The following is a 25,518-nucleotide window of genomic DNA, read 5'->3' as shown; positions in this document are numbered from 1 at the left end:
CGTCGGGTGTGGGTATGCGCGGTCACACGACCCCGCCCGCGGTGAGTTTCTCGATCTCCTCGTTCGACTTGTCCAGCACCTGACTGAGCACCTCACGGGTGTGCTGCCCCAGCTTCGGCGGCGCTTCGTAGCGGTCGAGCGGCGCGCCGGACATGCGGATCGGGTTGCGCAGGATGTCGAGCGCGCCCGAATCCGGATGGTCGATGGTCATTTTGAGCTGCCGGTGACGCACCTGCGGGTTGGTGAAGACGCCGTCCATATCGTTGACCGGACTCACCGGAACGTCGGCGGCCTCGAGTTCACGGACCCACTCCTGCGCCGGGCGAAGACGAAAGATCTCGCCGAGAGTGGAAAGGACCAAGTCGCGATTGGCGATGCGCGCCGACACCGTGGCGAAACGTGGGTCTGTGGCGAGTTCGGGCATTCCCAGAACCTGTACCAGTCCAGACCATTGTTTGGGTGTGGATGCCACGATGAAGATCTCGTCGTCGGCGCATCGGAACGTCTGGGAGGGAATCCCGCCGAAACCTCCGTTCCCGCGCCGTGGCGCCGGAGTTCCGGAGACGAGGTAGTTCTGCGCGTAGTGGGAGAGCGCCGCTACCCCGCAGTCCAGCAGGGCCATGTCGATGTACTGCCCTGTCCCGGTCGTCGCACGATGGTGCAGGGCGGCCAGGATCGCGTTGGAGGCATACAGCCCGGTGAGTATGTCGACCATCGAGACACCGACCTTCATCGGGCCCGCGCCCGGTTCCCCATCGGGATGGCCGGACACGCTCATCATTCCCGACATCGCCTGGAAGACGCCGTCGTAGCCGGGCCGGTCCGAATAGGGACCCTCCTGCCCGAATCCGGTGATCGAGCAATAGATCAATCGAGGGTTGATCTTTTGGAGGGAGGCGTAGTCGAGTCCGTACTTGGCGAGCACGCCGACCCGGAAATTCTCCACGAGGACGTCCGAGTGCGCGGCGAGCTCGCGAATGAGCTGCGCGCCCTCCGGCTTGGAATGGTCCACGGTGATCGACCGTTTGTTGCGGTTGCAGCTGAGGTAGAACCCTGCCTCAGGTGTGACCTGGCCGTTGCGGTCGTGCAGGTACGGGGGCCCGTAGGTGCGCGCGTCGTCGCCGACGCGTGGGCGTTCCACCTTGACGACGTCGGCACCGAGGTCACCCAGCAATTGGGTGGTGAAAGGCCCCGCGAGAATGCGGCTCAGGTCCAACACCCGGATGCCGGACAAGGCAGCTGTGCTCATCTGTCAATCCTTCGGCTCGCGCGGCAGTCCGAGGACGCGCTCGGCGATGATGTTCTTCTGGATTTCGCTGGAACCGGCGTAGATCGTCTCCGCGCGGGCCCGGATGAAGGAGCGGCGCAGTGCCTCGGAGGGCCGGTCGGGACCGGAACCCCATTCCGTCGACAGCCACCCGTCTGCGCCGAGTACGTCCATCGCGACCTCGGTGAATTCCTGATGCCAGCGTGACCAGTAGTACTTGCCGATCGACGACTCCGGCCCGAACTGTCCTTCGCGCAAGGCGGTCGACAGGGTGCGTAAGTTGTTGTAGCCCATGATGTCCAGCTGGATCATGCTGTCGATGAGCCGGTCGCGCAGCACCGGGTCGGCGGTGGCTCCTCGCTTCTTCGCCAGTTCACGGACCTCCGCCATCTCTCGGCGGAACGAGAATTGGTAGCCGAGAACAGAGGTCGCGCGTTCGTGGCCGAGGGTGGTCATCGCGCACTGCCAACCCTGCCCCGGACGGCCCAGGACGTTGTCGGTGCTCGTGCGGGCCTCGTCGAAGAACACTTCGTTGAAGCCGCTGTCCCCGAGCATGGTGCGGATCGGGACCACTCGCACGCCGGGTTGGTCGAGCGGAATCAGCATGTAGGACAGTCCCGCGTGCCGACGCGAGTCCGGATCGGTGCGCACGATGGCGAAGATCCAATCGGCGTGCTGGGCGAAGGTCGTCCAGATCTTCTGTCCCGTGACGACCCATTCGTCGCCGTCGAGCCGCGCCCGGGTGGAGATATTCGCGAGATCGGAGCCGGCGTTCGGTTCGGAATAGCCTTGGCACCAAACCACTTCCGCACGGGCCATCGGTGGAAGCAGCCGTTGCCGCTGCTCCGGAGTCCCGTAGGTCAATGCGGTGGGCGCCATCAAAGTCTCGCCGTGGAATGCCGCTCGCGGCGGCGCACCGGCCTGTGCGAGCTCGGTGGCCAGAACGATCTCTTGGGACAGCGTGGCGTTCCGTCCGCCGTATTCGGACGGCCAGGAGATCCCGAGCCATCGCCCGTCGGCGAGTTCTCGCTCCCAGCCGCGCCGCAGCTCCCAGTTGTCGTCGTCGTCCGGTCCGCCGCGGTCGTGCTGATTCACGAAACGGCCGGTGAGGTGCTCGCGGAGCCACGTGCGCAGCTCGTCGCGGAACAGGAGATCCTCGGGTGTCAGAGGTAGGTCGCTGGTCGTATCGCGCATGCCCGTCGCCTCTAGGCCGGGGGCAAATGGCCGCGCAGCAGCAGCCATGCGATCGAGGTGACCAGATTCTGAATGGGATCTACGAAGTCGAATTCCATCCCTGTCCTTTCGGTATCCGGCGGAAGCGGCTCGGCCGCCCGTGACGGTCAGCCTGCTTGTGTGTTCGAGGGCCGGTAGAAGAAGGCGAGTTGCAGGGCCGCTGCGAGCAGGCCGCCGATCAGCGAGATCGCCAGGCCCGGCCAGCCGTCGATGCTCGGAGCGAGTCCGGCGAGGTGGTCGAGTGACCATTCGCCCGGCCCCGCGGTCGCCACGAACACGCCGATCGTGGCGAGGACCAGGTTGTACTCCCACCCGTTGGCATTGACGAAGAACCCCGACCCGCGATGCACGGTGTAGGTGGCGACCGCCATCAAGGCCACGAAGGCCGCTCCCGCGAAAGGGGTGAGCAAGCCTACGGCGAACAGCAGGCCCGCGGCAGTCTCGGTGCCGGCGGCCAGCAGTGCGTGCACCCGCCCCGGACGCATCCCGATACTGTCGAACCAGCGGCCGGTGCCCGGTATCCGCCCGCCGCCGAAGAACTTGTTGAGGCCGTGCGCGGCCATCGTCAGCCCGGCGATGACGCGCAGTGCGGCCACGGCGAAATCGACTTCGGTCCCGGTCATCGCGCACCCGCCGGAAGCGGTCGGCTCGATTCGCCCGCCTTGCTGCTCGCGCGGTCGCGCGGCGATTCGACCATGTCCGGCTCGGGCACGTCACTCTCCTTCGGCTGTGCACTGGACTCTGCTGTAGCTTGGACTTCCAAGAGCTTTATAGTACAAATAATACACTAATTAAAGCCAGAGGAGGAGACGTGCCCGACCTGGAATGGCGCCTCGAACAGGGCGTCGGCACGATCACGCTCAACCGGCCACAGGCGCGCAACGCGTTCACGTTCGACATGATTCGGGAGTGGGCGCGGCTGCTCGAGGCCGCGAAGCGTGACGACGAGGTCAAGGTCGTCGTGCTGACCGGTGCCGGTGAGCAGGCATTCTGTTCCGGCGTCGACCTCGGGAGCATCTCCAACGCGAACAAGGACCTGACGCCGCTGCAACGCAAGTCGCAATTGCACGACGAGATCCATCAGGTCGCCCTCGCGGTCGAGGCGCTGGACAAGCCGCTCATCGCCGCCATCAACGGCGTCGCCGTCGGCGCCGGGCTCGACATGGCGCTCATGTGCGACATGCGGGTGATGTCGCGCTCGGCGAAGGTGTCGGAGGGGTACGTGCGTGTCGGTCTCACTCCCGGCGACGGAGGCGCGTACTACCTGCCTCGGATCGTCGGCACCTCCAAGGCGCTGGAACTGTTGCTGACCGGCGACTTCATCGACGCCGACGAAGCGCTGCGGATCGGCCTGGTCAATCGGCTCGCCGAGCCGGAGCGGCTGGCCGAGGTCACCGGGGCGCTGGCCGCGCAACTCGCCGCCGCGCCGCCCGTCACGGTGCGCATGATCAAACGCGCCACCTACCAGTCCGCGGGCACCGACCTGCGCACCGCGCTGGATCTCATCTCCTCGCACTTCGCGGTCGTGGCAGCCACCGAGGACGCCGCGGAGGCGCTCGCGGCGATGCGCGAGAAGCGCGCACCGAACTACGTCGGCCGCTGAGAACGAACACCGGAGAGAAGTGACGTGAGTACCGAACAGAGCACCGCCCACCGAGCCGCCGAGGCGGCAACGCGAGAACCCCGCGTCTTCGACGCGTGGATCAACCTGCCCTACGCACCGGGGGAGGTGACCCCCGACCCGTCCGTGGTGGCGCGGTTCAAGCGCGGCAACAGTGCGTACGAGGGCGGCCAGACGATGGCGGATGTGGTCGCCGAGATGGACCGGCTCGGTATCTCCGGTGGCGTGCTGACCAAGGTGCCTCGCGATATCACCCCGCCCTACGTGCACGGCACAAAAACGGGTGAGGCCGTGCTGCGCGAGACATGCGAGCGGCTGGCGAAGTTCCAGGCGGAGTACCCGGGCCGGTTCGTGACATCCGTGGGCATCGACCCGCGCCTGGGTTACGAGGCGGCCAAGCACGTGCGAATCGCGGTGCGCGAGTACGGCATCAAGTGCATCCGCGTGGTCCCGATGTTCACCGGCATCGCGATCGACGACAAGCTGGCCTTCCCGATGTACACCGCCGCCTGCGACGAAGGGGCGGTCGTCTCGATCAACGTCGGCGTGCCCGGTCCCATGAAACCGGCCAAGCTGCAGCGCACCATTCTGATCGATGAGGTGGCGCTCACCTTCCCGGAACTGAAGATCGTGATGTCGCACCTGGGTGACCCCTGGATCAGCGAGACCGTGTCGATGCTCGTGAAGCATCCCAACGTGTTCGCGATGACCGCCGGGTGGGCGCCGAAGTACGTGCCCGAGGACATCCTCGCTGTCGCCCGCAAACGCAACAAGACCAAGCTCATGTGGGCCTCGGATTACCCCATTCTTCCCTTCGATCGAACGATCACCGAGGGCAGGGCACTCGAATTGCCCGACGATTCGCGCCGCAACTATCTCGGCGCCAACGCATTGGCCGTCTTCGGCGAACCCCCTGCGGGTACTGGAGCCGACACCGGAACAGGAGACTGAATATGAGACTGCACGATGGGCGCGTCGTGATCGTGACCGGCGCCGCGGGCGGCATCGGTCGCGAGCACGCGCTGGAATTCGCACGGCAGGGCGCGCAGGTCGTCGTCAACGATCTCGGGCCCGCGGAGGATGTCGTCGCCGAGATCAAGGAGATGGGCGGGGTCGCGGTCGCCAATCACGACGACGTCTCCGACTGGGACGGCGCCGGGTCACTGGTGGAAACAGCGCTGCGCGAGTTCGGCGACCTGCACGTTCTGGTGAACAACGCCGGGATCCTGCGCGACAAGATGTTCGTCAACATGGATGTCGACATGTGGGACGCGGTGATGAAGGTCCATCTTCGCGGAACCTTCTGTCCGACCAAGCACGCGGTCGCGCACTGGCGGGCCAAGTCGAAGGCGGGCGAACCGGTGCGTCATCCGCGGGTGATCAACACCTCCTCACCGTCGGGCCTCTACGGCAACGTGGGGCAGTCGAACTACGGCGCCGCCAAGGCCGCTATCGCGGGGTTCACGGTCATCCTCGCCGACGAACTCGAACGGTTGGGCGTCACGGTCAACGCCATCGCGCCCAGCGCGCTGACGAATATGACCGCGGGTCTGCACGACTACGTGGCCAAGATGAACGAGATCAAGGAGACCACCGGGTTCGACGCGGGCTCGCCCGCCAATATCGCCCCGCTCGTGGTGTGGCTGGCCTCGGAGGAAGCCGCCGGGGTCACCGGCAGGGTGTTCAACGTCAAAGGCGGTGCGATCAGCGTCGCCGAGACCTGGGTCGCCGGGCCCGGCGTCGAGAAGGTGGGCCGCTGGGATCCGGCCGAGCTCGGGGAAATCGTGCCGAAGCTGGTCGCCGAGGCACGCCCGAACTCCGACGGTGCGGGCAAACCCCGCGCCGCCGCAGAAGGTCGCTGAGCCGATGGCCGCTGTCGACGGCATCTCGGTCGAACGCGAGGGTCACGTAGCGACGATCTGGCTCGATCGGCCCGACCGAGGCAATGGCTTCATCTCGGCGATGCAGGTCGAGTTGCATCGGCAGCTCGCCGAACTCGACCAGGACGAGGATGTCCGCGCGATCGTGATCACGGGGCGAGGCCGGCACTTCTCCACCGGCGCCGATCTGGAACCCGGGGGCGCCAACTTCGCGTTCGACGAGGAGCAGACCCGTGCGGCGCGCGCCATGATGGGAACCCGGCCGCGGCCGTGGGAGATGCGCACGCCGATCATCGGCGCACTCAACGGCTCGGCCGTCGGCCTCGGTCTGACTTTCGCGCTGCAGTGGGACATCCGGATCGTCAACGAGAGCGCCAAGTACGGGTTCGTGTTCGCCCGGCGTGGCCTGATCCCGGAGCAGAATTCGCTGTGGCTGCTTCCGAGGTTGGTCGGTGCCGCCACCGCGCTCGAGTTGCTGCTCACCGGGCGACTGTTCCGGGGAGCCGAGGCGAAAGAGATGGGGCTGGCGACCCATGCCTTGCCGGCCGAGCAGGTTCTGCCCACCGCGCTGGAGATGGCCACGGAGATCGCCACCCAGTGCGCGCCCGCGGCGGTCGGACTGACGAAGCAGCTCGTCTACCAGATGCTTCGTGAGACCGATCGTGAGGCGGCTTTCCACCGGGAGTGGGAAATCTTCCGCTGGATGGGTCGCCAAGCCGATTCCGGAGAAGGAGTGGCGGCGTTCCTGGAGAAGCGGGCACCGGCCTTCTCGCTCGGAAAGCGTGTGGAGGTGCCGATGGCCGACGGCGCCGACGAGACACGGCGGGCCGCTACCTGGACGGTGGAGCGATGAGCGACGAGCAGGACGTGGTCCGGTACGAGGTCGGCGACGGGGTTGCCGTGATCACCCTCAACCGTCCGGAACGACGCAATATGTGGACCGCCCTCATGGAGCACGAGTTCTACGCGGCACTCGATCGGGCGACCGGCGACGCCGAGGTCCGGGCGATCGTGGTAACCGGTGCCGGGACGTCGTTCGTGCCCGGCCTCGATCCGGCTGTGCTCGATGAGGTGCGGGACGGGAAGCGATATGCCACCAACCGGCGACCGCAGACCTACGCCACCACCGTGCCCAAGCCGATCATCGGTGCGATCAACGGTGCCTGCGCCGGTATCGGACTGGCACAGGCGCTCAACTTCGATCTGCGTTTCGCGGTACGAGGAGCGAAGTTCTCCACCGCGTTCGCCAAACGCGGATTGCCCGCCGAGGACGCCACGGCGTGGGTTCTTTCTCGTCTCGTCGGCCCTGCTCGGGCGTTCGACCTGCTCGTCTCGGGTCGAGTCTTCTTCGCAGAGGAGGCTTTCGAGATGGGCCTGGTGCAGAAGTTGTGCGAGCCGGGTGAAGTGGTAGCCGACGCAGTCGCCTACGCCCGAGAGCTGGCCCGCAACGTGTCCCCGGTGGCGATGGCGATGATGAAGAGCCAGGTATGGCGGGACAGCGAGGCGACTCTGGAACAGGCCCGGGTTCGCGCTCAGTACCTGCTGACCGTCGCCAAAGCGCAGCCCGATTTCCAGGAAGGCGTGCGCAGCCTGGTGGAGAAGCGGCCGCCGCGATTCGCCCCGTACTCCCGGCTCGAGTTCTGAACTCGGGTCGACGGCAGAAGGAGACCACAGTGGTCGCAGAGATCGAGATCGCGCCCGAGGACGCGGAGTTCAGGGACGAGGTGCGTACCTGGCTCGACGAGCATCTCGTCGGGGAGTTCGCGCGGTACAAGGGCGTGGGCAGCCCCACCGACGACACGGCGTGGGATGTTCGCGTCGCTTGGGAGAAAGAGCTTTCCGCGGGCGGCTGGCTCGGGCTGACGTGGCCGGTCGAGTACGGCGGACGCGGCGCGACCACCGCCCAGGAGATCGTCTTCGAGTACGAGTACGCCAAGGCGGCGGCGCCCGCGCGTGTCGGAACTCAGGCTCTCGAGCTGCTCGGGCCGAGTCTGCTGGCATACGGCACGGAGGAGCAGAAGGCCCGCTTCCTGCCGCCGATCCTGGCGGTGGAGGAGATGTGGGGCCAAGGTTTCAGCGAGCCGGGGGCCGGCTCCGACCTCGCCGCGGTGAGCACGCGCGCGTCGCTGGAGGGTGACGAGTGGGTCATCCACGGTCAGAAGGTGTGGACCACGTTCGGCCACCACGCCGACTGGTTGTATGTACTGTGCCGCACCGACCCCGATCGCAGCCTGCGGCACCGTGGTCTGACATTGCTCCTGGTTCCCGTCGACCAGCCAGGGGTGCGGATCAGTCCTATCGAGAACATCGCGGGCTCAGCGGAATTCAGTGAATGCTTCTTCGACGGAGCCCGTACCGCCGCGGAGATGGTCGTCGGAGACGTCAACGGTGGCTGGTCGGTCGTCATGGGCACGCTGGCGATGGAGCGGGGGTCGGCGCTCATGCCGATGCAACTCGCCATGCAGCGGGAAGTCGCGGCGGTGCTGGAGAACGCCAAGCGTTCCGGCGCCTCCGGCGATCCTCGGGTGCGGCAGCGTCTGGCGGATGCCTACATCGCCACGCATGTGATGGGCGCGACGACCCTGCGAGTGGTGTCGTCGATCATCGAGGACAAGCAGCAGACAACTTCGAGCGCGGCCACGATCAGCAAGTTGTACGCGGCCACGGAGCACCAGAGGCTAGCCGAACTGGCGATCGATCTGCGGGGGGACGACGCGATGGTAACCGGAGGCCTCGGGCCTGATGGACTGGATGCGGATCAGAAGTCTTTCCTGCTCTCCCGCGCGGAAACCATCTACGGCGGCACTGCCGAGATCCAGCGCAACATCATCGCCGAGCGGGTGCTCGGACTCCCGCGCTGACCGTGAACCCTGGCTCGGGCATGGCCGAGCCTGTATTATCAAGCATAATTATCTAACTAGAAAAATTGTTGGTCGTGGGTCCGCGGTTTCGTGCGCGGGGTAGTCGGCGACCACAGGCGAGAGGACATCAGATGCGTGACGCCGTGATCGTCGAGGCTCTGCGCACACCGGTAGGCAAGCGCGGCGGCGGGCTTGCCGATGTGCACGCGGTCGAGTTGTCGGCCCTGGTACTGACCGCGATCGCCGAGCGAACCGGCATCGACCCCGCGGTCATCGATGACGTGCACTGGGGCAACGTGCTGAGCGTGGGCCAGCAGTCCGGGAACATCGGCCGCATGGCGGTGCTCGGTGCCGGATGGCCGGAGCACGTCCCCGGCTTCACCATCGACCGGCAGTGCGGCTCGTCCCAGCAGGCCATCTCCACCGCGGCCGCCGCGGTGGTCTCCGGTCAGGCCGATGTGGTCGTGGCCGGCGGCGTCGAGATGATGTCGGCCGTGCCGATGGGCGCGTCCCGCGTGCCTGGCACGGGTGAGATGGGCGGCCCCGCGGTCGACAGGTACGCGAGCGAATTGGCCGAACCCGGCTTCAACGGCACGTTCAACCAGGGTTACGGGGCCGAGAAGATCGCGGCCGAATGGAACCTTTCGCGCACCAGGTTGGACGAATACTCGATTCGCTCGCACGAGCTGGCGGCAGCGGCGCAGGACAGTGGCGCCTTCGACGCCGAAATCATCCCCGTTGTGACCGAAGGCGGGACCGTGGTCGCGGACGAAGGGATCCGGCGTGGATCGACGGTCGAGAAACTGGCCACGCTCAAAACGCCCTTCATGGAAGGCGGACGGATCAGCGCGGGCAACGCGTCGCAGATCTCCGACGGCGCGGCCGGAGTGCTCGTCACCACCTCGGAGAACGCCGCGCGCCTCGGGCTCACTCCGCTCGCCCGCATCCACACCGCGGTCGTGACCGGTGACGACCCGGTCAAGATGCTCACCGGCCCGATCCCGGCAACGGCGCTGGCGCTGAAGAGGTCGGGATTGACGATCGATGACATCGACGCCTTCGAGGTCAACGAAGCGTTCGCATCCGTACCGCTGGCCTGGCTGGCGGAAACCGGTGCCGACGAGGCGAAGCTCAATCCGCTGGGCGGGGCGATCGCCCTGGGCCACCCACTCGGATGCTCCGGTGCGCGGCTCGCCACCACTCTCATCCACCACCTCGTGGGGACGGGCAAGCGCTACGGGCTCCAGACGATGTGCGAAGGCGGCGGCACCGCCAACGCGACCATCTACGAACGTCTCTGACCACGAGCACACCCTCACTGTTGCAGGAGTCCGAAATGCAAGTTCCCATCGCGACCGGCCTTTTCACGTGGCCCGATGAGCGGCCGCGACTGATCGCCTCGCGGCGTGGCGCCGACGTGCCGCCGGAATTCCCGGCGGTGCCCGGCGACGATCAGGTGCTGCTGTCCAGGTCGGGAACGTTGTACACCTGGACGACTCAGCAGTTTCCACCGCCGTCGCCGCCGTACCGGGGACCAGAGGAATTCGAGCCGTTCGCCGTCGGCTATGTCGAGTTCCCGGAGGGCATCCTCGTCGAGGGCAGGCTCACGACCACCGACATCGAACAGCTGTGGATCGGCCGGACGATGCACGTGGTCACCGTGCCGTTCCGTACCGACGAGGACGGCAACACCGTTGTGACGTTCGCGTTCGCGCCTGGACCGAGCGGGACCGAGAGCGAGGACGCCGCATGAGCAACGTATCCATCGTAGGTGTCGGGTTGCACCCGTTCGGCCGCTTCGGCGACAAGCAGGCGCTGGACATGGGCGCCGAGGCGGTGCGGGCGGCACTCGCCGACGCGGGCATCGGCTGGGAGGACGTGCAGCGCGGGTTCGCCGGCAGCCTCGAAGTGTCCAATCCCGATGCCATCGTCGGCAAGCTCGGGCTGACCGGAATCCCGTTCTTCGGCGTGTTCAACGGCTGCGCCACGGCGAACACCTCGCTGAGTATGGCCGCTGAAGCGATCGAGCACGGCGAAGCGGACATCGCGATCGCGGTGGGTTTCGACAAGCATCCGAAGGGGGCCTTCGCGGCGGATCCATCGGTCCTCGGACTGCCGTCCTGGTACGGCGAGACCGGTTTGTTCATGACCACGCACTTCTTCGGCATGAAGATCAACCGGTACATGTCGATGCACGGCATCTCCACCCAGACCCTCGCCAAGGTGGCGGCGAAGAACTTCGCCAACGGGGCGCGCAATCCCAAAGCGTGGCGGCGGACAGCGATGACCGAAGCGCAGATTCTCGCGGCCCAGTATGTCAACTACCCACTCACGCAATACATGTACTGCGCTCCGGATGAGGGGGCCGCCGCGGTGGTGCTCGCGCGCCGCGACCTGGCGCGTCGATTCACCTCGACGCCGATCCACCTGGCCGCCACGTCGCTGCGGACCCGCCGCTTCGGCGCGTTCGAGATGCAAAGCCCTTCGCTGCCCGCGAATTCGGTGCCGAGCCCGACGGTCGACGCGTCGCGCGAGGCGTTCGAGAAGGCCGGTATCGGCCCGGGCGACGTGGACGTGGCCCAGTTGCAGGACACCGACGCGGGCTCGGAGATCATCCACCTGGCCGAGAACGGCTTCTGCGCAGACGGTGAGCAAGAAAAGCTCATCGCGGACGGCTACACGGAGATCACCGGCAAGCTTCCGGTCAACACCGACGGCGGCCTCATGGCCAACGGTGAGCCGATCGGCGCGTCGGGCCTGCGCCAGATCCACGAACTCGTCCTGCAATTGCGCGGAACGGCGGGCGACCGGCAGATCGCGGGTCCGCACCAGGTCGGCTATGCCCACCTGTACGGCTCGCCCGGTACCGGTGCCGTGACCATTCTGACGACGTAGACCCGAGGAGCATCGGTGACGATCGATCTGGCGTATTCCGGCCAGGTGCAAGAGCTTGTCGCACGCACCCGCGCATTCGTGCATGAGGTGGTTCTCCCTGTCGAGGACGAATACCGAGGCGACATCACCGCCGCGGGCGGCGACGCCATGCGGGTCCGGCTCCAAGATGCGGCGAAGGAAGCTGGCGTGTTCGCCCCGCATGCGCCGGTCGAATACGGCGGGCACGGACTCGGCATGTCGGACCGGGCCCCGGTGTTCGAAGAGGCCGGGTATTCGTTGTTCGGTCCGATCGCGTTGAACATCGCGGCCCCCGACGAGGGGAATGCGCACATGCTCACGCACATCGCCGACCCGGATCAGAAGTCCCGGTTCCTGGAGCCGCTCGCTCGGGGTGCGGTCCGTTCCGCGTTCGCCATGACCGAGCCCGCCCCCGGCGCGGGGTCGGATCCGTCGGCACTGCGCACTCGTGCGCACCGAGTCGACGGAGGCTGGCGTATCACCGGCCACAAGCACTTCATCACCGGCGCAGACGGCGCGGGCTTCTTCATCGTGATGGCACGGACGTCCGGGGAGCCCGGCATGCGGGGTGGCGCAACGATGTTCCTTGCGCCTGCCGACAGCCCCGGCTTGCGAGTCGGCCGGCACATCGGCACGCTGGATCGGTCGATGGTCGGTGGTCATTGCGAAGTGTTCTTCGACGACATGTTCGTGCCCGACGACGCCGTTCTCGGCGCGGTCGACCGCGGCTTCGAGTACGCACAGGTCCGTCTCGGACCCGCCCGGATGACCCACGTGATGCGGTGGCTCGGTGCCGCACGGCGCGGTCATGACATCGCCTTGGAACGAGTCGTGCGGCGCGAGGCGTTCGGAGACCGTCTCGGCGATCTCGGCATGGCGCAGAAGATGATCGCCGACAACGAGATCGATATCGCGGCTACCCGCGCGTTGCTGGTGCGGGCCTGCTGGGAACTCGACCGTGGCGAAGCAGCGGCGAATGCCACATCGATCGCCAAAACCTATGCCGCCGAGGCGATTTTCCGAATCGTCGACCGCAGCATTCAACTGTGCGGCGGGCTCGGCGTGTCCGACGACCTCCCGTTGGCGCGTCTGTCGCGCGAAGTCCGGCCGTTCCGCGTCTACGACGGCCCCTCCGAAGTACATCGGTGGGCGATCGCCAAACGCGCCGTCGGCGCGGCGAAGAGGGCGGCGGCTCGCCGGTCGGAGTTGGCCGCCCGATGACCGCCGACGTCGACATCGCGACTTTGCACAGGTACCTGACCGGTGCCGGGGTGCCGGTCGAAGGAGAGCTGCGCCTGGAGCTGATCAGCGGGGGTCGCTCGAATCTGACCTACAAAGTCTCCGATGACACCAGTACGTGGGTGCTCAGACGGCCACCGGTGAGCGGGGCGACGCCGTCCGCGCATGATATGTCCCGTGAGTACAGCGTCTGCCGTGCGTTGCAGGACACGGCAGTACCGGTGGCGCGCACAGTCGCGCTCGAGTCCACGGGCACGGTTCTCGGCGCACCGTTCGGTGTCGTCGAGTACGTCGAAGGACAGGTGATCCGCGACCGAGACGACCTGGCGGTGATCTCGAAGGACACCGATGCGGTATGTTCCGCGCTCGTCGGCGTGCTCGCCGAATTGCACGCGATCGCACCCGAGGCGGTCGGCCTCGGCGAGTTCGGTCGCCCCGACGGATTCCTCGCGCGGCAAGTCGCGCTGTGGGCGCGTCAATGGGAGCGAGTGAAAACCAGAGAGCTGCCCGACGTGCGGTCGCTGCACAGCGCCCTGGTCGACGGCATCCCCTCGCGGTCGGGCGCCTCGATCCTGCACGGTGATTTCCGCATCGACAACACCATTCTCGATGCCACTGATCCGACCGTCGTCCGTGCGGTGGTGGACTGGGAAATGTCCACATTGGGTGATCCGCTGACCGATGTCGCGCTGATGTGCGTGTATCGGTTGCAGGCCTTCGACACCGTGCTGGGCACCGGAGCCGCATGGACGAGCGCCACGCTGCCCGCACCGGAAACATTGGCGCACGAGTATTCACGAATTTCCGGTCGAGACTTAGCGCACTGGAATTTCTATCTCGCCCTCGCGGCGTTCAAGGTGGCCGTGATCGCGGAGGGAATCACCTTCCGGGCGCAGCGGGGCTCCGACGCGGGCAACGATGCTGCGCGCGCCGCGGAGGCCACGCCGGAGTTCCTGGCCGCCGGCCTGCGCGCTTTGCGGTCCGGGCAACTGTGAACCCTGTCGCCCAGCTCGTCCCCGTGCCCGCCCATTCATGGAGATTCCGATGACCACTTCGCTACCCGCGCTGCTCGAACTGTTCGACCTGACCGAGGTCGGCCCGAATCATTTCGTCGGCCGTTCTCCGGATACCTCGATGATCCGTGTCTTCGGTGGTCAGGTTGCCGGGCAAGCGTTGGCCGCGGCGGCGCGCACGGTGGGGGAGGGTCGGCTGCCGCATTCATTGCACGCCTACTTCCTGCGACCGGGGATCGTCGGGCGGCCGATCGAGTTCCGGGTGGACCGGCTCCGCGCGGGCCGCGCGTTCGATACGCGCCGAGTCAGCGCGATACAGGACGGGCGGACGATCTTCGAGATGTCGGCGTCGTTCCATGTCCCGGAGGACGGCCCGCAACATCAATGGCCGTCACCGGTGGCGCCGCCGCCGCACACGCTGCCGACCATGGAGGAGACCATCGCGTCGGATCCGGAAGGATGGCCGGAGTTCTACCTCGAGTGGGGCTCGGTGGATATCCGCCATGTGCAAGCGGCCGAAAGCGACGCTGCCGAGACGGTCGACGAGACAACCGGCAGCAGGCAGGTCTGGTTCAAGACCTCCGCGCCGCTGCCCGACGACCCGATCCTGCATGCCTGCCTGCTCGCCTGCTTCACGGATCTGACGTTGTTGTCGGTGGTGCTCATGCCGCACGGCGTCCTGCCTCGACACGACGGTTACCAGATGGCGTCGCTCGATCACTGTGTCTGGTTCCATCGGACGCCGCGGGTGGATGACTGGATGCTCTACGACCAGGTCTCGCCCTCGGCAGGAAAGGGTCGGGGCCTGGCTCAGGGCAGAGTGTTCGCCGCTGACGGCGCGCTGATCGCCACGGTCGTGCAAGAGGGCCTGGTTCGTCCGCTCCCGGCCGACCACTGACCCCGGACCTCGGCCCGCGATGCGACCGACTCCGTCAGTCGGGGACCGGCCGAGGTGATGGAGCGGCTCGATGGTCGGGTAACACCGAGCGACGCGGCCGGGCGCTTCGCGGTGCCGGTCCGATTACAGGCCCATTGCTGCGCCGCGGCCAGAATCAGCGATACACCTTTTCGGCGATAAGCTGGACCTCGGCGAAAGGTAGACGCGTGTGGCGCGATGACCGGAGAAAAATCGGTTCGGCCGACAGCGACCGATGACCGATGACGATCTACTGCGAACCCGCCGTGAGGTAACGACGCCTGTCACGGCGGAATTGGACGCGGCGGGTTTCGAGGACGCGGTAGAGGTCGGGCGCGGCGGTTTCAGCGTGGTGTACCGGTGCCGCCAGCCGACACTGGACCGGACCGTCGCGGTGAAGGTCCTGACCACCGAGTTGGATGCGGACAATCAGGCTCGATTCCTGCGGGAACAGCAGGCGATGGGCCGCTTGACCGGACATCCGAACATCGTCACCGTCTTGGAAGCGGGCACCACCGCAACGGGGCGGCCCTACTTGGTGATGCCCTACCACCCATTGGATTCTCTGGACGCCTGGATCCGCCGTGACGGCCCGCTCTCGGTGGAGAACGCGGTGGCGATCGGGGTGAAAATCGCCGGGGCACTCGAAAGCGCCCACCATCTCGGTATCCTCCACCGCGACGTGAAGCCGGGGAACATTCTGCTCACCGACTACGGTGAGCCCGCCTTGACCGATTTCGGCATCGCGCACGTCACCGGTGGGTTCCGGACCGGCCCTGGCGTCCTGACCGGGTCGCCTGCGTTCACCGCACCGGAGGTTCTCGAAGGGGACGATCCGACCCCGGCCGCTGACGTGTACGGCTTGGGCGCCACCCTGTTCAGCGCGCTGACCGGACATGCTGCGTTCGAGCGCCGCAGTGGAGAAAACGTGGTGGCGCAGTTCGTGCGGGTCACCACCGAGCCGGTCCCGGACCTGCGCGAGGGCGGAATCCCTGATGACGTGACGGCGGTAGTGGAGTCCGCGATGAACCGGGACCCGCACCAGCGGCCCTCGGCGACAGCTCTCGGGGAGGCTCTCGGGCGCATCCAGCGGCGTCGCGGGCTCTCGGTGGGCAGAACCGCACTCACCAGCGGGCCGCGCCTCGAGAACCGAGGCCGGAAACCGCAGCTGCCGGGACGCCCGGCAGCATCTGGTCGGGGTACCGAGGGCAATCTGCCGCTCGAACTGACCAGCTTCATCGGACGGCGTACCGAGCTGGCGGAGGTGAAGAGTCTGCTGTCGGCTTCCCGGCTGCTGACGTTGACCGGAATCGGGGGCGTCGGCAAGACACGGCTGGCCCTGCGCGCTGCCTCCAGCGTGAGATCGGACTTCAGCGATGGCGTGTGGCTGCTCGAACTGGCCGACATCACGGACCCCGCGCTGCTGGTCGATGTGGTTGCCATGACGCTCGGTGTGCGCGACGAGATGGCCAGGCCACTGCTCGATGTTCTCCTCGACCACCTGTGCGAACGGGAATTGCTGCTCGTGTTCGACAACTGCGAGCAGGTGGTCGATGCCGTGGCGGAGCTGAGCGAAGCATTGCTGCACAGCTGCCCCGAGCTGCGTATCCTCGCCACCAGTCGAGAACCGATGAACATCCCGGGCGAGTCAGTGCTGCGGGTGTCCCCGTTGTCCGTCCCGGATCCAGCGCAGCAGCCGACCCTGCTGGGGATGCCCCGTTTCGACGCGGTCACCTTGTTCGCCGACCGCGCCACCGTGGCGGAACCCGGCTTCGAGCTCGACGAGGACAACAAGACCGACATCGCACAGATCTGTGCCCGGCTGGACGGGTTGCCGCTCGCGATCGAACTCGCGGCAGCCCGTATACGCGCCATGTCACCGCACCAGATCCTGCAACGACTCGATGACCGCTACGCGCTGCTCAGTCGCGGCAGCCGAACTGCCCCCACGCGGCAGCAAACCCTGCGATGGTCCATCGATTGGAGCTACGACCTGTGCGCCCAGTCGGAGCAGCGACTCTGGGCTCGTCTGGCGATCTTCACCGGCGGCTTCGAACTCGACGCCGCCGAACAGATATGCGGCGTCGGCCTCACCCCTGGCCACGCGATCGATGTCTTGGCCTCTCTGGTGGACAAGTCGATTCTGATTCGCGAGGAAACCGGCACCGTGGTGTGGTTCCGGCTGCTCGAGACGCTCCGAGACTACGGCAGAGAGAAACTCCGGGCGTCCGGCGAATACGAGGACATACGGCGACGCCACCGCGACTGGTACCTGCAGTTGATTGCGAACGCCGAAGCCGACTGGATCAGCGACCGGCAACCGGATTGGATCGCCCGGTTCGAACGCGAACAACCGAACTTGCGCGACGCGCTCGAATTCTGCTTGTCCGAAGGCGCACCGGAAAGTGCCGAGGCCGGGTTGTCCCTTGCCGCCGCACTGTTCAACTTCTGGAACTTTCACGGCATGTTCGGTGAAGGCCGTGCTTGGCTCGAGCGCGTCCTCGCGCTGCCCGGCGAACCAGTGAAACCCGCTGTCCGCGCCAAAGCGCTGCGGGTCGGCACTCTCATGGCTTCCGCTCAGGGCGACTTCTCCTCAGCGGCAGCCTTCGTGCAGGCAGGGCGAGCACTCGCCGCAGATGATCCCACTCCGGCGACCCGGGCGCAGATTGCTTATGCCGACGGCATTCTCGCGCTTACCCGCGGCGATCCTGCTCGGGCCGCATCGTCTTTCGAAGATGCCGTCGAGCTACTCGGTTCGGGTGGCGTCGAGGAATTCCGCGTACACACGCGACTCCTGCTGGGCTGGGCGAACGAAGTAGGCGGACACGCCGCGGAGGCAGCCGAGCAGTATCGGCAGGTACTGTCGATCACCGGTGCCCGCGGCGAACTGGTCAATCACTCGGCAGCGCTGCGGGGTGTGGGTGTTGCCGCACTGCGGCAAGGCGCCCGGAGTCAGGCGCGGCAGTTGATCGAGGAATCGCTTCGCTTGGATCGTCGCCTGAAATCTCCGACCGCCGCCGCGTTCGGTCTCGAGGCTTTGGCCTGGACCATCGACGCCCCTGCCGATGCCGAGCGCGTCGCGGTGCTCATGGGCGCAGCAGAGGGGCTGTGGCCGCTGGGAGGCGGTGTGCGAACGGTTTTTTCGAATTTATCCACATTGCACGAGGACTGTGCGGAAAGGACGCGTCGCACTCTCGGCGCACGCCGTTTCGACACTGCTCTCCGGCGCGGGCGAACGATGGGTGTGGACGCCGCCGTGGCATTCGCACTCGGGGAAGAATCCAGCGGTGCCGCGCGGACGCAGGGCGCTGGCCCCAAGTTGACCAAGCGCGAGCGGCAGGTCGCCAACCTCGTCTCACAGGGGCTCAGCAACAAGCAGATCGCTGCCAAACTCGTCATCTCCCAACGCACGGCCCAAAGCCACATCGAGCACGTTCTGTCCAAGCTCGGATTCACCTCCCGTGCCCAGATCGCGGCGTGGGTGGTGACGGAAGCCGAACGGGGGAACGCGTGAGGAATGCAGTGTTCGAATGCGCAACGGCGCACGCCGCCGAACCCGTGATGGAACGGCTGTGCAGGCATCCGTTCACCCGGGAGGCGACGCGGCGGATCCGCTCGCCGCCGACAGGTAACTGCGGGCGATGAGGGCCGAGCGCAGGCGCCACAGGCCGTCCGACGCGGCAGTGTCCAGGCCGGTCAGGTGAGCGATGCGTTTCAGGCGTGAGTCGATGGTATTGGGGTGCACATGCAGCATGCGGGCGGTGAGTCGCCTGTTCGAACCGTTGGCGATATGGCACGTCAGGGTGAGAAGCAGTTCTGGGTAGTCGTCGATCGGATCGAGCAGCGATGACAGAACCATGCGTCCCGGACCCGGGCGCGTCAACTGGTATTCCAGGGCCAGATCCGGGAAGCGGTGCACTGTGCCGGCAATGCCCAGCCGTCGCACCATGTCGAGAAGACCTCTGGCATGCTCCGCGCAGGCGGGTATCTCGGAGACGGGTGAGCGTATCACCGTTGTGGTGATCTGTACCCCGACCGCCTGTTCTATTGCGTGGAACAACGAGTCCAGCCGGTCGTCGGCGAAATCCGTCGGCAAGAGGGTGAGACCACCCTCGATCGATAGCATCGGTAGCGCTCGATCGTCGGTGCGTCCCACGAGTTCGGCTTCGAGCCGCAGCAGTGCGCGGTGGGCGAGGGTGCGACGGTCGGTGCCGCGGTTCATCTCGCTGGACAGCTGCGGGGCGGTCGATTCGACCCGCAGCGCGAGAACCCAATACTCTGCGGACAGTTCGAAGCCGTAGCGGCTCGCCAACTCCGGCGTGGCTTGTCCGTTGAGTAGTGCGTAGGCCAACGCACGCGCCGACGTGCGGCGGGACGGGGGGTGTTCACCGAGTTCTCGAAGGTAGCCGCGGGAAATGGTGGAAGTGAGCGACTCGAGCAGATCGAGCATCGCGGTGGTGCCTCGGCGCAGGTCTGCTCGATCCTGCCCGAATGGCTCCGAGTGGCGGTAACGGTGCGAACGCTCACGCTCGCCGGTCGATTCGATACCGCCCCGCAGTGCGCGATGGACGATGCGCAGTGCCGTGTCCAGCGGAATCCCTTTTCGGGCCCACCCTGCGGCCTGTTCCTCGAGGTGGTCTGCCTTGCCGTCCGTGAAGGGCCCATGTTCGCGACAACGCCGGGCCTTCCCATCGGCATCCGCGCGACCGTTGGGCAGCGCTACTTCAGCGGTGAAGCGGGCAACGAATTCTCGCGCGATGCATTCGATCTCGGCGATCACACCGTCTGGATACGTCGGCCACCGGACCGGGCCGTTACCCGAAGTGTCGGCCTCGATCATGCTGCCGCGCACAGCTTGCCTCTTCGACAATCAGCGCTCCTCGGAATATGGCTGGAAAACGAGGTGGACGTCTCGCGACTGCAGCGGATTCGAGCCGATTCCGGCTTCGTAGAAAATCTGCCTCTCCCATGACACCGCAAATGGTCCGGTGAAACGGGCATGAGTCAAACCTCCGAAGCGCACCGATGGCCAGCGCAGCGCTGGATTGCCGCTGTGGCCAACCGTACCGATACAGAAAAGTTATTGCAATAATTTAACTGTATAGAGGGGTTTCGTGGCGCCCGCACGCACCGGCCGTCGACCATGAGAATCGATCCAGCTACATGGCCGTGAATCGGATAGCTGATCTGTGGGGCAGACCGTCCGATCGCACGAGGTTCCTGCCAGGGCAGCGGAACGTGAAGCCGATCACCGCGCGGCGAACCGTCTGGTCGGGGACCCTGGTTCCTATCCGAGTCGGGGAGGGCCGAAGGGATGACTTGCCTCGCCTGGATGGTCCGCAAGGACTCGGGCGAGCAAGAGCTCGGGGATCGGTCCATGTGGACCGATCCCCGAGCTCTTGCCGAATGAAGTTTTCAGATAGATCTGATCTGACTGCATCACGAAGGTTCGTGTAGACGAGCGCGTCCGGATGCTTCGAACCGGCGTCCGAGGCGCGCCTCGGTTACCAGTGGCGGCGTTCCCCGTGTCCGGGAACCGATTCACCCCATGCCATCCACACGTCCGGAGTACGCGTATCGGCCGCTCGATGCATCCGTCCTTCCTGCTGCGGGTTGGGGATCCGTCCCAGGCCCTCCATACGACCGTTGGGATCGGGATCGCACGTCCATGCTTCACCGTTGATCGTGTAGTCGATCCCGTCGTGCCAGTAGCCATCGGGATTGCGCTTCACCACCGCGTCCATCGTGTGGGCGGTGGTGACCGTGCCGTCGCTGTGACCGATGACCCCGACATGAAAATCGCCGTTCCCATACAGGAAGTGGCCGACCTCGGCACTGCCGTCCTCGTAGTGGTTGGCCCACGAATACCAGGTCGTGTACTGCGCATCGTGCAGCGGGTCCCTGTCGATGTACAAACGCGCCCCCTCCGGCATCCAGGCTTCTTCCCAGAACACGAATCCGCGCACGTGTTTCCCTCCCAGGTGTCCCTCCGCCAGCCAGGTCTGGGTGAGATAGAGCAGCGAAGACTCGGGGCCGGGGAGGTACCACTGCAAGGGCGGGACGGCCAGGGTGCCCGTCACGTCGATCACGTCGGTCTCCTGATAGTTCAGGAGATCGGCGGACATCGTCAGTGTCATCGAACGTCCATGATCGTTCGCCGGAGTCGTCATTTCCATTGCGCCGGAGTCGAGAACACGCCTGGCGATTTCGTTGCTTTCGGGCGCATACCGGGGCTCACGCCGCAGTTTCATCTGTTCTGCATCTCCGGTGCTGGACAGCAGAATGAGCTTGCCGCCCAACGATCGAATATCGCCGCTGGGCTTCTGGTAGTCGCTCACAGCCGGTATCCGCCGCATATGGGAGTGCAGGCCGCCCTCATCGTCGCGGAAAGTGCCCCAGATGTAGCCGGCTTCGGGAGCAAGTCCATGAACGGTCGATTGCGCGAGGACCGCCGCGGGTTCGAATCGGCGGCCGGAACAGAGCGCTGCGTGGTTGAACGATCCGGTCGGTGAGAGGTTGGCGATGCTGACGGTCAAGTCGATTGTCCTTCTGAACTCTGGGAGTGCACTTCCGGTGTACTCCTGATTGATATCCGCCGACAGGGTGAGGGCTCGGCAGAAGCAGGGTTGAGTCTTGACGAAATACGCGCCCCCCCCGGCGGTTTCGGTCACAGTTATTACCGTAATTAGTTGGGTGCGCGAAATCAATGGCTGATAGGCGCTAGGTACCCATGATCATGTTCAGCTTCCGGTTTTGACGTCGAGATGCGGTAATACCTCTGCCGCAAACAATTCGAGGCTTGCCCATGCCTTGTCCGGCTCGGTTCCGCCGAACAGAGGCCGCAGGATAAGGTGGCCCTCCGGCCCGAGTTCTTCTGCTATCGCGAGGCATTCGTCGGGAGTGACGATTTGGTATGCGCCTCCTGCTTTCAGCTCCTCGACCGACTGGATCGGTGGATACCACTGGCTGGAACCCTGCGCAGACTGGGCGATCCAGCGTGCATAGGTGTTGCCCGCGTGCAGAAGGTTCGGGCCGATTTCGTTCCAAGCGGCGGCTGGGTCGTGCGTCACGTAGAGGAAGGTCGGCCCGCGAGGGATCCATGGACCCGGGTCGCGGCCCAGCTTGAGGCACTCGTCGCGGTAGGCAGGCCACACGATGGGATTGCCGGGATCGAAGTCGTCACCGAGGTGAGCCGCGCGTCTGGCCGAGACCTCGGCCGTTCCGCCCATGATGATGGGAGGACCGGGTACCTGGTCGGGTGTGGGCGTTACCGTCACGGCGCGTCCGTGGAACTCGAACGGCTCTCCGGTCCATGCCTTTCGGCACACGTCGACGGCTTCGATCAGGCGGGCACGCCGTTCGCCGAGGTCGATGCCGAACATATCGAATTCGGCTTCCCGATAGCCCGCGGCGAACACTGGACTGACGCGTCCTCCGCTGACTACGTCGAGGACCGCCAGATCTTCGGCGAGACGCAGCGGATGGTACAGCGGAGTGAGAAGGATGGGTCGCAACTTCATCCGTGAAGTCCGGCCCGCTACCGCGGCGGCCGCGACCAAGGGAGAGGGCAGGTATCCGTCCGGCGAAGTATGGTGTTCGCCGAAGTAGACGAGGTCGAAACCGGCGGTATCGGCCCAACCGCAGATGTCGAGCATCGATGCGGCGAGTTCCGAGGCCTTCGCCTTCGTGAACTCCGGGCGCCGCAAATCGAACGAAAGACGAAGACGAGGCATGATCTGTTCCTGGTTCAGTTCGATTTACGGTCGATTTTCAGCGGCAAGGTCGTCATGCGGACCGCGACCGATACCTCGTGGGTGAGTTCCGACAGGTCGCCCAACTGATAGTCCGGAATTATCCGATGCCATTCCTCGATCAGGGCGCGCAGTTCCATTCGCGCCAAATGGGCGCCTGCGCAGAAGTGCGGACCCACGCTGAAGGAAAGATGCCGATTCGGCTGCCGCTCTGTATCGAAAACGTACGGGTCGGTGAAAAGTTCCGAATCGGCGTTGACAGCCGGGATCAGCAGTACGATCCGATCGCCATCGCGCCAGTCGATTCCGTGGAATTCGAAATCTCCGCTTACGGTCCGTGGAAGAAGAGGTATCGCCGGATAACGGCGCAGCGCTTCCTCGATCAGTCCGTTCACCGACGGGGGATCTTCGATGAAACGGTGGCGCAAGGCCGGATCCTCGGCGAGCAGCTTGAATAGGAAGGTCATCGTGGACGCGGTTGTTCCCAGCGATGTCCCCAGCAACGTGTAGCAGAGTTGGATGACATCTTCGTCGGAAAGCGGAACCCCGTCGACGGTTTGGGCGATCAGGTAGCTCGGGATGTCGTCGGTGGGATTTCGCCGTCGTTCGGCCACAACTTCGCTGAACATCTGCTGTATCTTGCCCACGGCGGCGGCGAGTTCCGTCCCATCGCGGTCGTTGCTGCCGTTCAGTTTTCCAGGCAGTAGCCGAGTGGCCACGATGGCGTCGGCATTCTCCAACGGCAGACCCATGTGCTCCAGGAACACTTCGGCGGGAACACGCAGTGCGACGTCGGCCATGAAGTCGCACGTTCCTCGGGCGACGACTTCCTCGGCGATAGTTGCGACGGACGCGCGCGCCGCTGGTTCCAACTTGCGTACGGCACTGGGGGTCAGAAGCGGGCCGATCAACTTGCGAAGTTTCGTGTGATCGGGCGGGTCGAGGTTGGCCAGGCTGTTGGAGACTTTCGGTGGGTTGCGATAGAAGGTGAACGTCTCACGGTTCGAGAACTGGTCCGGATGCAGACACACTTCTCTCATCAGTTCATAGCGGGTTATAACCCAGAAACCGCGCGCAGCCGTGCTGTAGAAGATGTCTCCGATCTGCTGGGCGGCGAGTATCGTCCCGAGGGGGTCCTCCTTGAACGCCGGATCACATTCCGGGTCGAAGTCCACGATGGGTAGTCCAGCGGCGCGCGCGCGATCTTCGGCGCTTTCCTCTGTCGTTGCTGTCTTACTCATCAACCGACCTCCTTGGTCACGAATGCCGAGACGTCGGGCAGTCGACCGTCCCGAAGCGCATCTGTTCGAGCTGAGAGCGTGGAAACGTCATCGGACTCCGTGAAAATGCAGAATTGATGTTCATCCAATGCTTTTCGCAAGATGTCGTCTGCCATTTCGTGCGGATCGGCACCGAAGCGATTCAGAAAGTCGCGACTGGCGCTCAACACTTCCGCCGGAACTTCGACGTGGCCGTACTCGGGCGGACGGTTGCGGGCGGTGTCGGCCATGGCCGAGCGGATAGCCCCGGGTAGAGCTATCGACACACGCACGTCGGAACCGGCTCCGCGTAGGTCGTGTTGCAGTGTTTCCGCTATCGACAGCACTGCGTGCTTGCTGGAGACGTACGGTGCCCGGCCGGCCAGTGTGCTCACGGCGCTGTTGGATCCGGTGATCAGGACATGCCCGATATTTCTTTCCAGCAGTGCTGGAACGAAACTCGAAATGCCGTACACGACGCCGAACACGTTCACGTCGTATACCCAGCGCCAATCTTCGTTCGACAATTTCCATGCCGGCCCTCGCATCGCCACGCCGGCGTTCAGGCATACCACGTCCACGTGGCCGAACCGCTCGAATGCGCGATCCGCGAGAGAGGCGACCGCGGACTCCTTGGTCACATCCGTAGGCACCGCCAAGATGTCGGCCCCCTTTGCGAGCAGTTGCTGCTGAGCTCTTTCGAGTCCGTCCGCATCGATATCGGCAATGACGACGCCCATACCCCGCTCCGCCAGGGCCAGTGCGAGGCCGAAACCGAGCCCGCTGGCTGCTCCGGTGACTACTGCGACCTGAGTACTATTCACGTGCGCCTCCATTGCCACACTAGTTGTATTGCCAACAAGTATCACGGAGAGAAGGAATGAAGTCAACGACCGAAAGTGGCAGACCCACGCAAACGCAACGTCGCGAAGCTGCTCGAGCGGCCATACTCGACGCCGCGATCGAGCTGCTCGCAGAAGGCGGCTACGCCCATATGACCTTGGCCGAGGTCGGTGAACGGGCTGGGTACAGTCGCAGCCTGGCGACGCACTACTACGGCTCCAAACCGAAACTGCTCGCCGAGATAATCGACTACGTAAGGACTGGGGCTCGCCGCGAATCGGGCCGGCCCGGCCGCCGCGGGTTGGCGGTCATCGAAGCCGAGGTCGCGGATATCTTCGACGGCTTGGCAGCCCACCCGTCTTGGGTACGCGCTTACGTCATCATTGCTCACGAAGCCGCGACCGCACTGCCGGAGGTTCTGCCAGCGATCCATGAGCAGAACATCGCCCTTCGCGCCCGCATCGAATCAGCGCTCCACGAGGCCATCGAACTAGGCGAGGTACCCGGGGACCTCGATGTCCAGTCGACGACTTTCGCGGTCGCCGCTATGGTTCGCGGCGCCTTGTGGGAGTTCTCTACCGACCGCAGCTTCGATTCGGAGGCGTGCCGACGAGCTGTCCTCCAGTACGTCCGGGGTCTTGCACGCGGTGGACCGATCGCGACCAGCACGAACACCACATAGTCCTCCATCGGCATGGCGATTTCACGCGAGAGGGCACTGG

The 25,518-nt window shown here is 65.5% G+C and carries 23 protein-coding genes; 15 read left to right on the top strand and 8 right to left on the bottom strand.

Annotated features, from left to right (window positions below):
- Positions 1 to 22: 22 nt before the first annotated feature.
- The 3 genes from HOV91_RS02480 to HOV91_RS02470 all read right to left on the bottom strand — a co-directional run bounded on the left by HOV91_RS02480 (position 23) and on the right by HOV91_RS02470 (position 3,123).
- On the bottom strand, positions 23 to 1,249 hold the full coding sequence (locus tag HOV91_RS02480; RefSeq protein ID WP_174183777.1) for a CaiB/BaiF CoA transferase family protein: 1,227 nt from the start codon (positions 1,247 to 1,249) through the stop codon (positions 23 to 25).
- Positions 1,250 to 1,252: 3 nt separating this feature from the next.
- The gene (locus tag HOV91_RS02475; protein ID WP_174183776.1) at positions 1,253 to 2,461 is read right to left on the bottom strand and encodes an acyl-CoA dehydrogenase family protein; all 1,209 of its coding nucleotides are present in this window, start codon (positions 2,459 to 2,461) and stop codon (positions 1,253 to 1,255) included.
- Between the two features lie 146 nt (positions 2,462 to 2,607).
- Positions 2,608 to 3,123 carry a DoxX family protein gene (locus HOV91_RS02470; protein ID WP_174183775.1) on the bottom strand — a complete coding sequence of 172 codons (516 nt, stop codon included), beginning with the start codon at positions 3,121 to 3,123 and terminating at the stop codon, positions 2,608 to 2,610.
- Between the two features lie 188 nt (positions 3,124 to 3,311).
- Here HOV91_RS02470 and HOV91_RS02465 point away from each other — a divergent pair, with 188 nt between their 5' ends.
- The 13 genes from HOV91_RS02465 to HOV91_RS02405 all read left to right on the top strand — a co-directional run bounded on the left by HOV91_RS02465 (position 3,312) and on the right by HOV91_RS02405 (position 18,457).
- Positions 3,312 to 4,103: an enoyl-CoA hydratase/isomerase family protein gene (locus tag HOV91_RS02465; protein ID WP_174183774.1), complete on the top strand. Its 792-nt coding sequence runs from the start codon at positions 3,312 to 3,314 to the stop codon at positions 4,101 to 4,103.
- A gap of 24 nt (positions 4,104 to 4,127) precedes the next feature.
- On the top strand, positions 4,128 to 5,072 hold the full coding sequence (locus HOV91_RS02460; protein ID WP_174183773.1) for an amidohydrolase family protein: 945 nt from the start codon (positions 4,128 to 4,130) through the stop codon (positions 5,070 to 5,072).
- Between the two features lie 2 nt (positions 5,073 to 5,074).
- Positions 5,075 to 5,983 (top strand): SDR family oxidoreductase, encoded by a 909-nt coding sequence (locus HOV91_RS02455; protein WP_174183772.1) that lies wholly within the window; start codon positions 5,075 to 5,077, stop codon positions 5,981 to 5,983.
- 4 nt (positions 5,984 to 5,987) lie between these two features.
- The gene (locus tag HOV91_RS02450; RefSeq protein ID WP_174183771.1) at positions 5,988 to 6,854 is read left to right on the top strand and encodes an enoyl-CoA hydratase-related protein; all 867 of its coding nucleotides are present in this window, start codon (positions 5,988 to 5,990) and stop codon (positions 6,852 to 6,854) included.
- On the top strand, positions 6,851 to 7,645 hold the full coding sequence (locus tag HOV91_RS02445; protein WP_174183770.1) for an enoyl-CoA hydratase-related protein: 795 nt from the start codon (positions 6,851 to 6,853) through the stop codon (positions 7,643 to 7,645). The genes HOV91_RS02450 and HOV91_RS02445 overlap by 4 nt, the downstream gene beginning before the upstream one ends.
- Before the next feature lie 29 nt (positions 7,646 to 7,674).
- On the top strand, positions 7,675 to 8,862 hold the full coding sequence (locus HOV91_RS02440) for an acyl-CoA dehydrogenase family protein (protein WP_174183769.1): 1,188 nt from the start codon (positions 7,675 to 7,677) through the stop codon (positions 8,860 to 8,862).
- A gap of 131 nt (positions 8,863 to 8,993) precedes the next feature.
- Positions 8,994 to 10,163, top strand: a complete 1,170-nt coding sequence (locus HOV91_RS02435; protein WP_174183768.1) for a thiolase family protein — start codon at positions 8,994 to 8,996, stop codon at positions 10,161 to 10,163.
- 35 nt (positions 10,164 to 10,198) lie between these two features.
- Positions 10,199 to 10,615, top strand: a complete 417-nt coding sequence (locus tag HOV91_RS02430) for a Zn-ribbon domain-containing OB-fold protein (RefSeq protein ID WP_174183767.1) — start codon at positions 10,199 to 10,201, stop codon at positions 10,613 to 10,615.
- Complete coding sequence (locus HOV91_RS02425) at positions 10,612 to 11,757, top strand: thiolase family protein (protein WP_174183766.1); 1,146 nt, start codon at positions 10,612 to 10,614, stop codon at positions 11,755 to 11,757. The genes HOV91_RS02430 and HOV91_RS02425 overlap by 4 nt, the downstream gene beginning before the upstream one ends.
- Positions 11,758 to 11,772: 15 nt before the next feature.
- Positions 11,773 to 12,996 carry an acyl-CoA dehydrogenase family protein gene (locus HOV91_RS02420; protein ID WP_174183765.1) on the top strand — a complete coding sequence of 408 codons (1,224 nt, stop codon included), beginning with the start codon at positions 11,773 to 11,775 and terminating at the stop codon, positions 12,994 to 12,996.
- Positions 12,993 to 14,009: a phosphotransferase family protein gene (locus HOV91_RS02415; RefSeq protein ID WP_174183764.1), complete on the top strand. Its 1,017-nt coding sequence runs from the start codon at positions 12,993 to 12,995 to the stop codon at positions 14,007 to 14,009. Before HOV91_RS02420 ends, HOV91_RS02415 begins: the two co-directional genes overlap by 4 nt.
- Before the next feature lie 49 nt (positions 14,010 to 14,058).
- Positions 14,059 to 14,925 carry an acyl-CoA thioesterase gene (locus HOV91_RS02410; RefSeq protein WP_174183763.1) on the top strand — a complete coding sequence of 289 codons (867 nt, stop codon included), beginning with the start codon at positions 14,059 to 14,061 and terminating at the stop codon, positions 14,923 to 14,925.
- A gap of 253 nt (positions 14,926 to 15,178) precedes the next feature.
- The gene (locus HOV91_RS02405) at positions 15,179 to 18,457 is read left to right on the top strand and encodes a protein kinase domain-containing protein (RefSeq protein ID WP_174183762.1); all 3,279 of its coding nucleotides are present in this window, start codon (positions 15,179 to 15,181) and stop codon (positions 18,455 to 18,457) included.
- 72 nt (positions 18,458 to 18,529) lie between these two features.
- Here HOV91_RS02405 and HOV91_RS02400 read toward each other — a convergent pair whose 3' ends face one another.
- A complete protein-coding gene (locus HOV91_RS02400) occupies positions 18,530 to 19,165 on the bottom strand; it encodes a PucR family transcriptional regulator (RefSeq protein WP_174183761.1) in 636 nt (211 codons plus the stop codon).
- 159 nt (positions 19,166 to 19,324) lie between these two features.
- Here HOV91_RS02400 and HOV91_RS02395 point away from each other — a divergent pair, with 159 nt between their 5' ends.
- Positions 19,325 to 19,915, top strand: coding sequence for a hypothetical protein (locus HOV91_RS02395; protein ID WP_174183760.1), 591 nt, complete (start codon positions 19,325 to 19,327; stop codon positions 19,913 to 19,915).
- Positions 19,916 to 20,447: 532 nt separating this feature from the next.
- Here HOV91_RS02395 and HOV91_RS02390 read toward each other — a convergent pair.
- From HOV91_RS02390 to HOV91_RS02375, 4 genes are all read right to left on the bottom strand, one after another.
- Positions 20,448 to 21,614: a hypothetical protein gene (locus HOV91_RS02390; RefSeq protein ID WP_312884436.1), complete on the bottom strand. Its 1,167-nt coding sequence runs from the start codon at positions 21,612 to 21,614 to the stop codon at positions 20,448 to 20,450.
- A 69-nt stretch (positions 21,615 to 21,683) separates the two neighbouring features.
- On the bottom strand, positions 21,684 to 22,598 hold the full coding sequence (locus HOV91_RS02385; protein ID WP_174183759.1) for an LLM class flavin-dependent oxidoreductase: 915 nt from the start codon (positions 22,596 to 22,598) through the stop codon (positions 21,684 to 21,686).
- 92 nt (positions 22,599 to 22,690) lie between these two features.
- Positions 22,691 to 23,935 (bottom strand): cytochrome P450, encoded by a 1,245-nt coding sequence (locus HOV91_RS02380; RefSeq protein WP_174183758.1) that lies wholly within the window; start codon positions 23,933 to 23,935, stop codon positions 22,691 to 22,693.
- On the bottom strand, positions 23,935 to 24,789 hold the full coding sequence (locus tag HOV91_RS02375; RefSeq protein ID WP_246349723.1) for an SDR family oxidoreductase: 855 nt from the start codon (positions 24,787 to 24,789) through the stop codon (positions 23,935 to 23,937). Before HOV91_RS02375 ends, HOV91_RS02380 begins: the two co-directional genes overlap by 1 nt.
- Positions 24,790 to 24,833: 44 nt before the next feature.
- On the opposite strand from HOV91_RS02375, the gene HOV91_RS02370 reads away from it, so the two are divergent.
- The gene (locus tag HOV91_RS02370) at positions 24,834 to 25,478 is read left to right on the top strand and encodes a TetR/AcrR family transcriptional regulator (RefSeq protein ID WP_174183756.1); all 645 of its coding nucleotides are present in this window, start codon (positions 24,834 to 24,836) and stop codon (positions 25,476 to 25,478) included.
- Positions 25,479 to 25,518 lie beyond the last annotated feature (40 nt).

This window comes from Nocardia barduliensis (genome assembly GCF_013315795.1).
GTDB lineage: Bacteria > Actinomycetota > Actinomycetes > Mycobacteriales > Mycobacteriaceae > Nocardia > Nocardia barduliensis.
Note: the sequence above shows the minus strand (reverse complement) of the source record. Positions and strands in the feature narration are given on the sequence as shown.

Excerpts from the sequence above, each read along its gene's own strand:
- HOV91_RS02380 (WP_174183758.1), bottom strand. The coding sequence starts at position 23,935 with ATGAGTAAGACAGCAACGACAGAGGAAAGCGCCGAAGATCGCGCGCGC.
- HOV91_RS02370 (WP_174183756.1), top strand. The coding sequence starts at position 24,834 with ATGAAGTCAACGACCGAAAGTGGCAGACCCACGCAAACGCAACGTCGC.
- HOV91_RS02470 (WP_174183775.1), bottom strand. The coding sequence starts at position 3,123 with ATGACCGGGACCGAAGTCGATTTCGCCGTGGCCGCACTGCGCGTCATC.
- HOV91_RS02450 (WP_174183771.1), top strand. The coding sequence starts at position 5,988 with ATGGCCGCTGTCGACGGCATCTCGGTCGAACGCGAGGGTCACGTAGCG.
- HOV91_RS02405 (WP_174183762.1), top strand. The coding sequence starts at position 15,179 with ATGACCGATGACGATCTACTGCGAACCCGCCGTGAGGTAACGACGCCT.
- HOV91_RS02475 (WP_174183776.1), bottom strand. The coding sequence starts at position 2,461 with ATGCGCGATACGACCAGCGACCTACCTCTGACACCCGAGGATCTCCTG.
- HOV91_RS02385 (WP_174183759.1), bottom strand. The coding sequence starts at position 22,598 with ATGCTCGACATCTGCGGTTGGGCCGATACCGCCGGTTTCGACCTCGTC.
- HOV91_RS02480 (WP_174183777.1), bottom strand. The coding sequence starts at position 1,249 with ATGAGCACAGCTGCCTTGTCCGGCATCCGGGTGTTGGACCTGAGCCGC.
- HOV91_RS02400 (WP_174183761.1), bottom strand. The coding sequence starts at position 19,165 with ATGAACCGCGGCACCGACCGTCGCACCCTCGCCCACCGCGCACTGCTG.
- HOV91_RS02455 (WP_174183772.1), top strand. The coding sequence starts at position 5,075 with ATGAGACTGCACGATGGGCGCGTCGTGATCGTGACCGGCGCCGCGGGC.
- HOV91_RS02435 (WP_174183768.1), top strand. The coding sequence starts at position 8,994 with ATGCGTGACGCCGTGATCGTCGAGGCTCTGCGCACACCGGTAGGCAAG.
- HOV91_RS02430 (WP_174183767.1), top strand. The coding sequence starts at position 10,199 with ATGCAAGTTCCCATCGCGACCGGCCTTTTCACGTGGCCCGATGAGCGG.
- HOV91_RS02410 (WP_174183763.1), top strand. The coding sequence starts at position 14,059 with ATGACCACTTCGCTACCCGCGCTGCTCGAACTGTTCGACCTGACCGAG.
- HOV91_RS02415 (WP_174183764.1), top strand. The coding sequence starts at position 12,993 with ATGACCGCCGACGTCGACATCGCGACTTTGCACAGGTACCTGACCGGT.
- HOV91_RS02425 (WP_174183766.1), top strand. The coding sequence starts at position 10,612 with ATGAGCAACGTATCCATCGTAGGTGTCGGGTTGCACCCGTTCGGCCGC.
- HOV91_RS02445 (WP_174183770.1), top strand. The coding sequence starts at position 6,851 with ATGAGCGACGAGCAGGACGTGGTCCGGTACGAGGTCGGCGACGGGGTT.
- HOV91_RS02375 (WP_246349723.1), bottom strand. The coding sequence starts at position 24,789 with ATGGAGGCGCACGTGAATAGTACTCAGGTCGCAGTAGTCACCGGAGCA.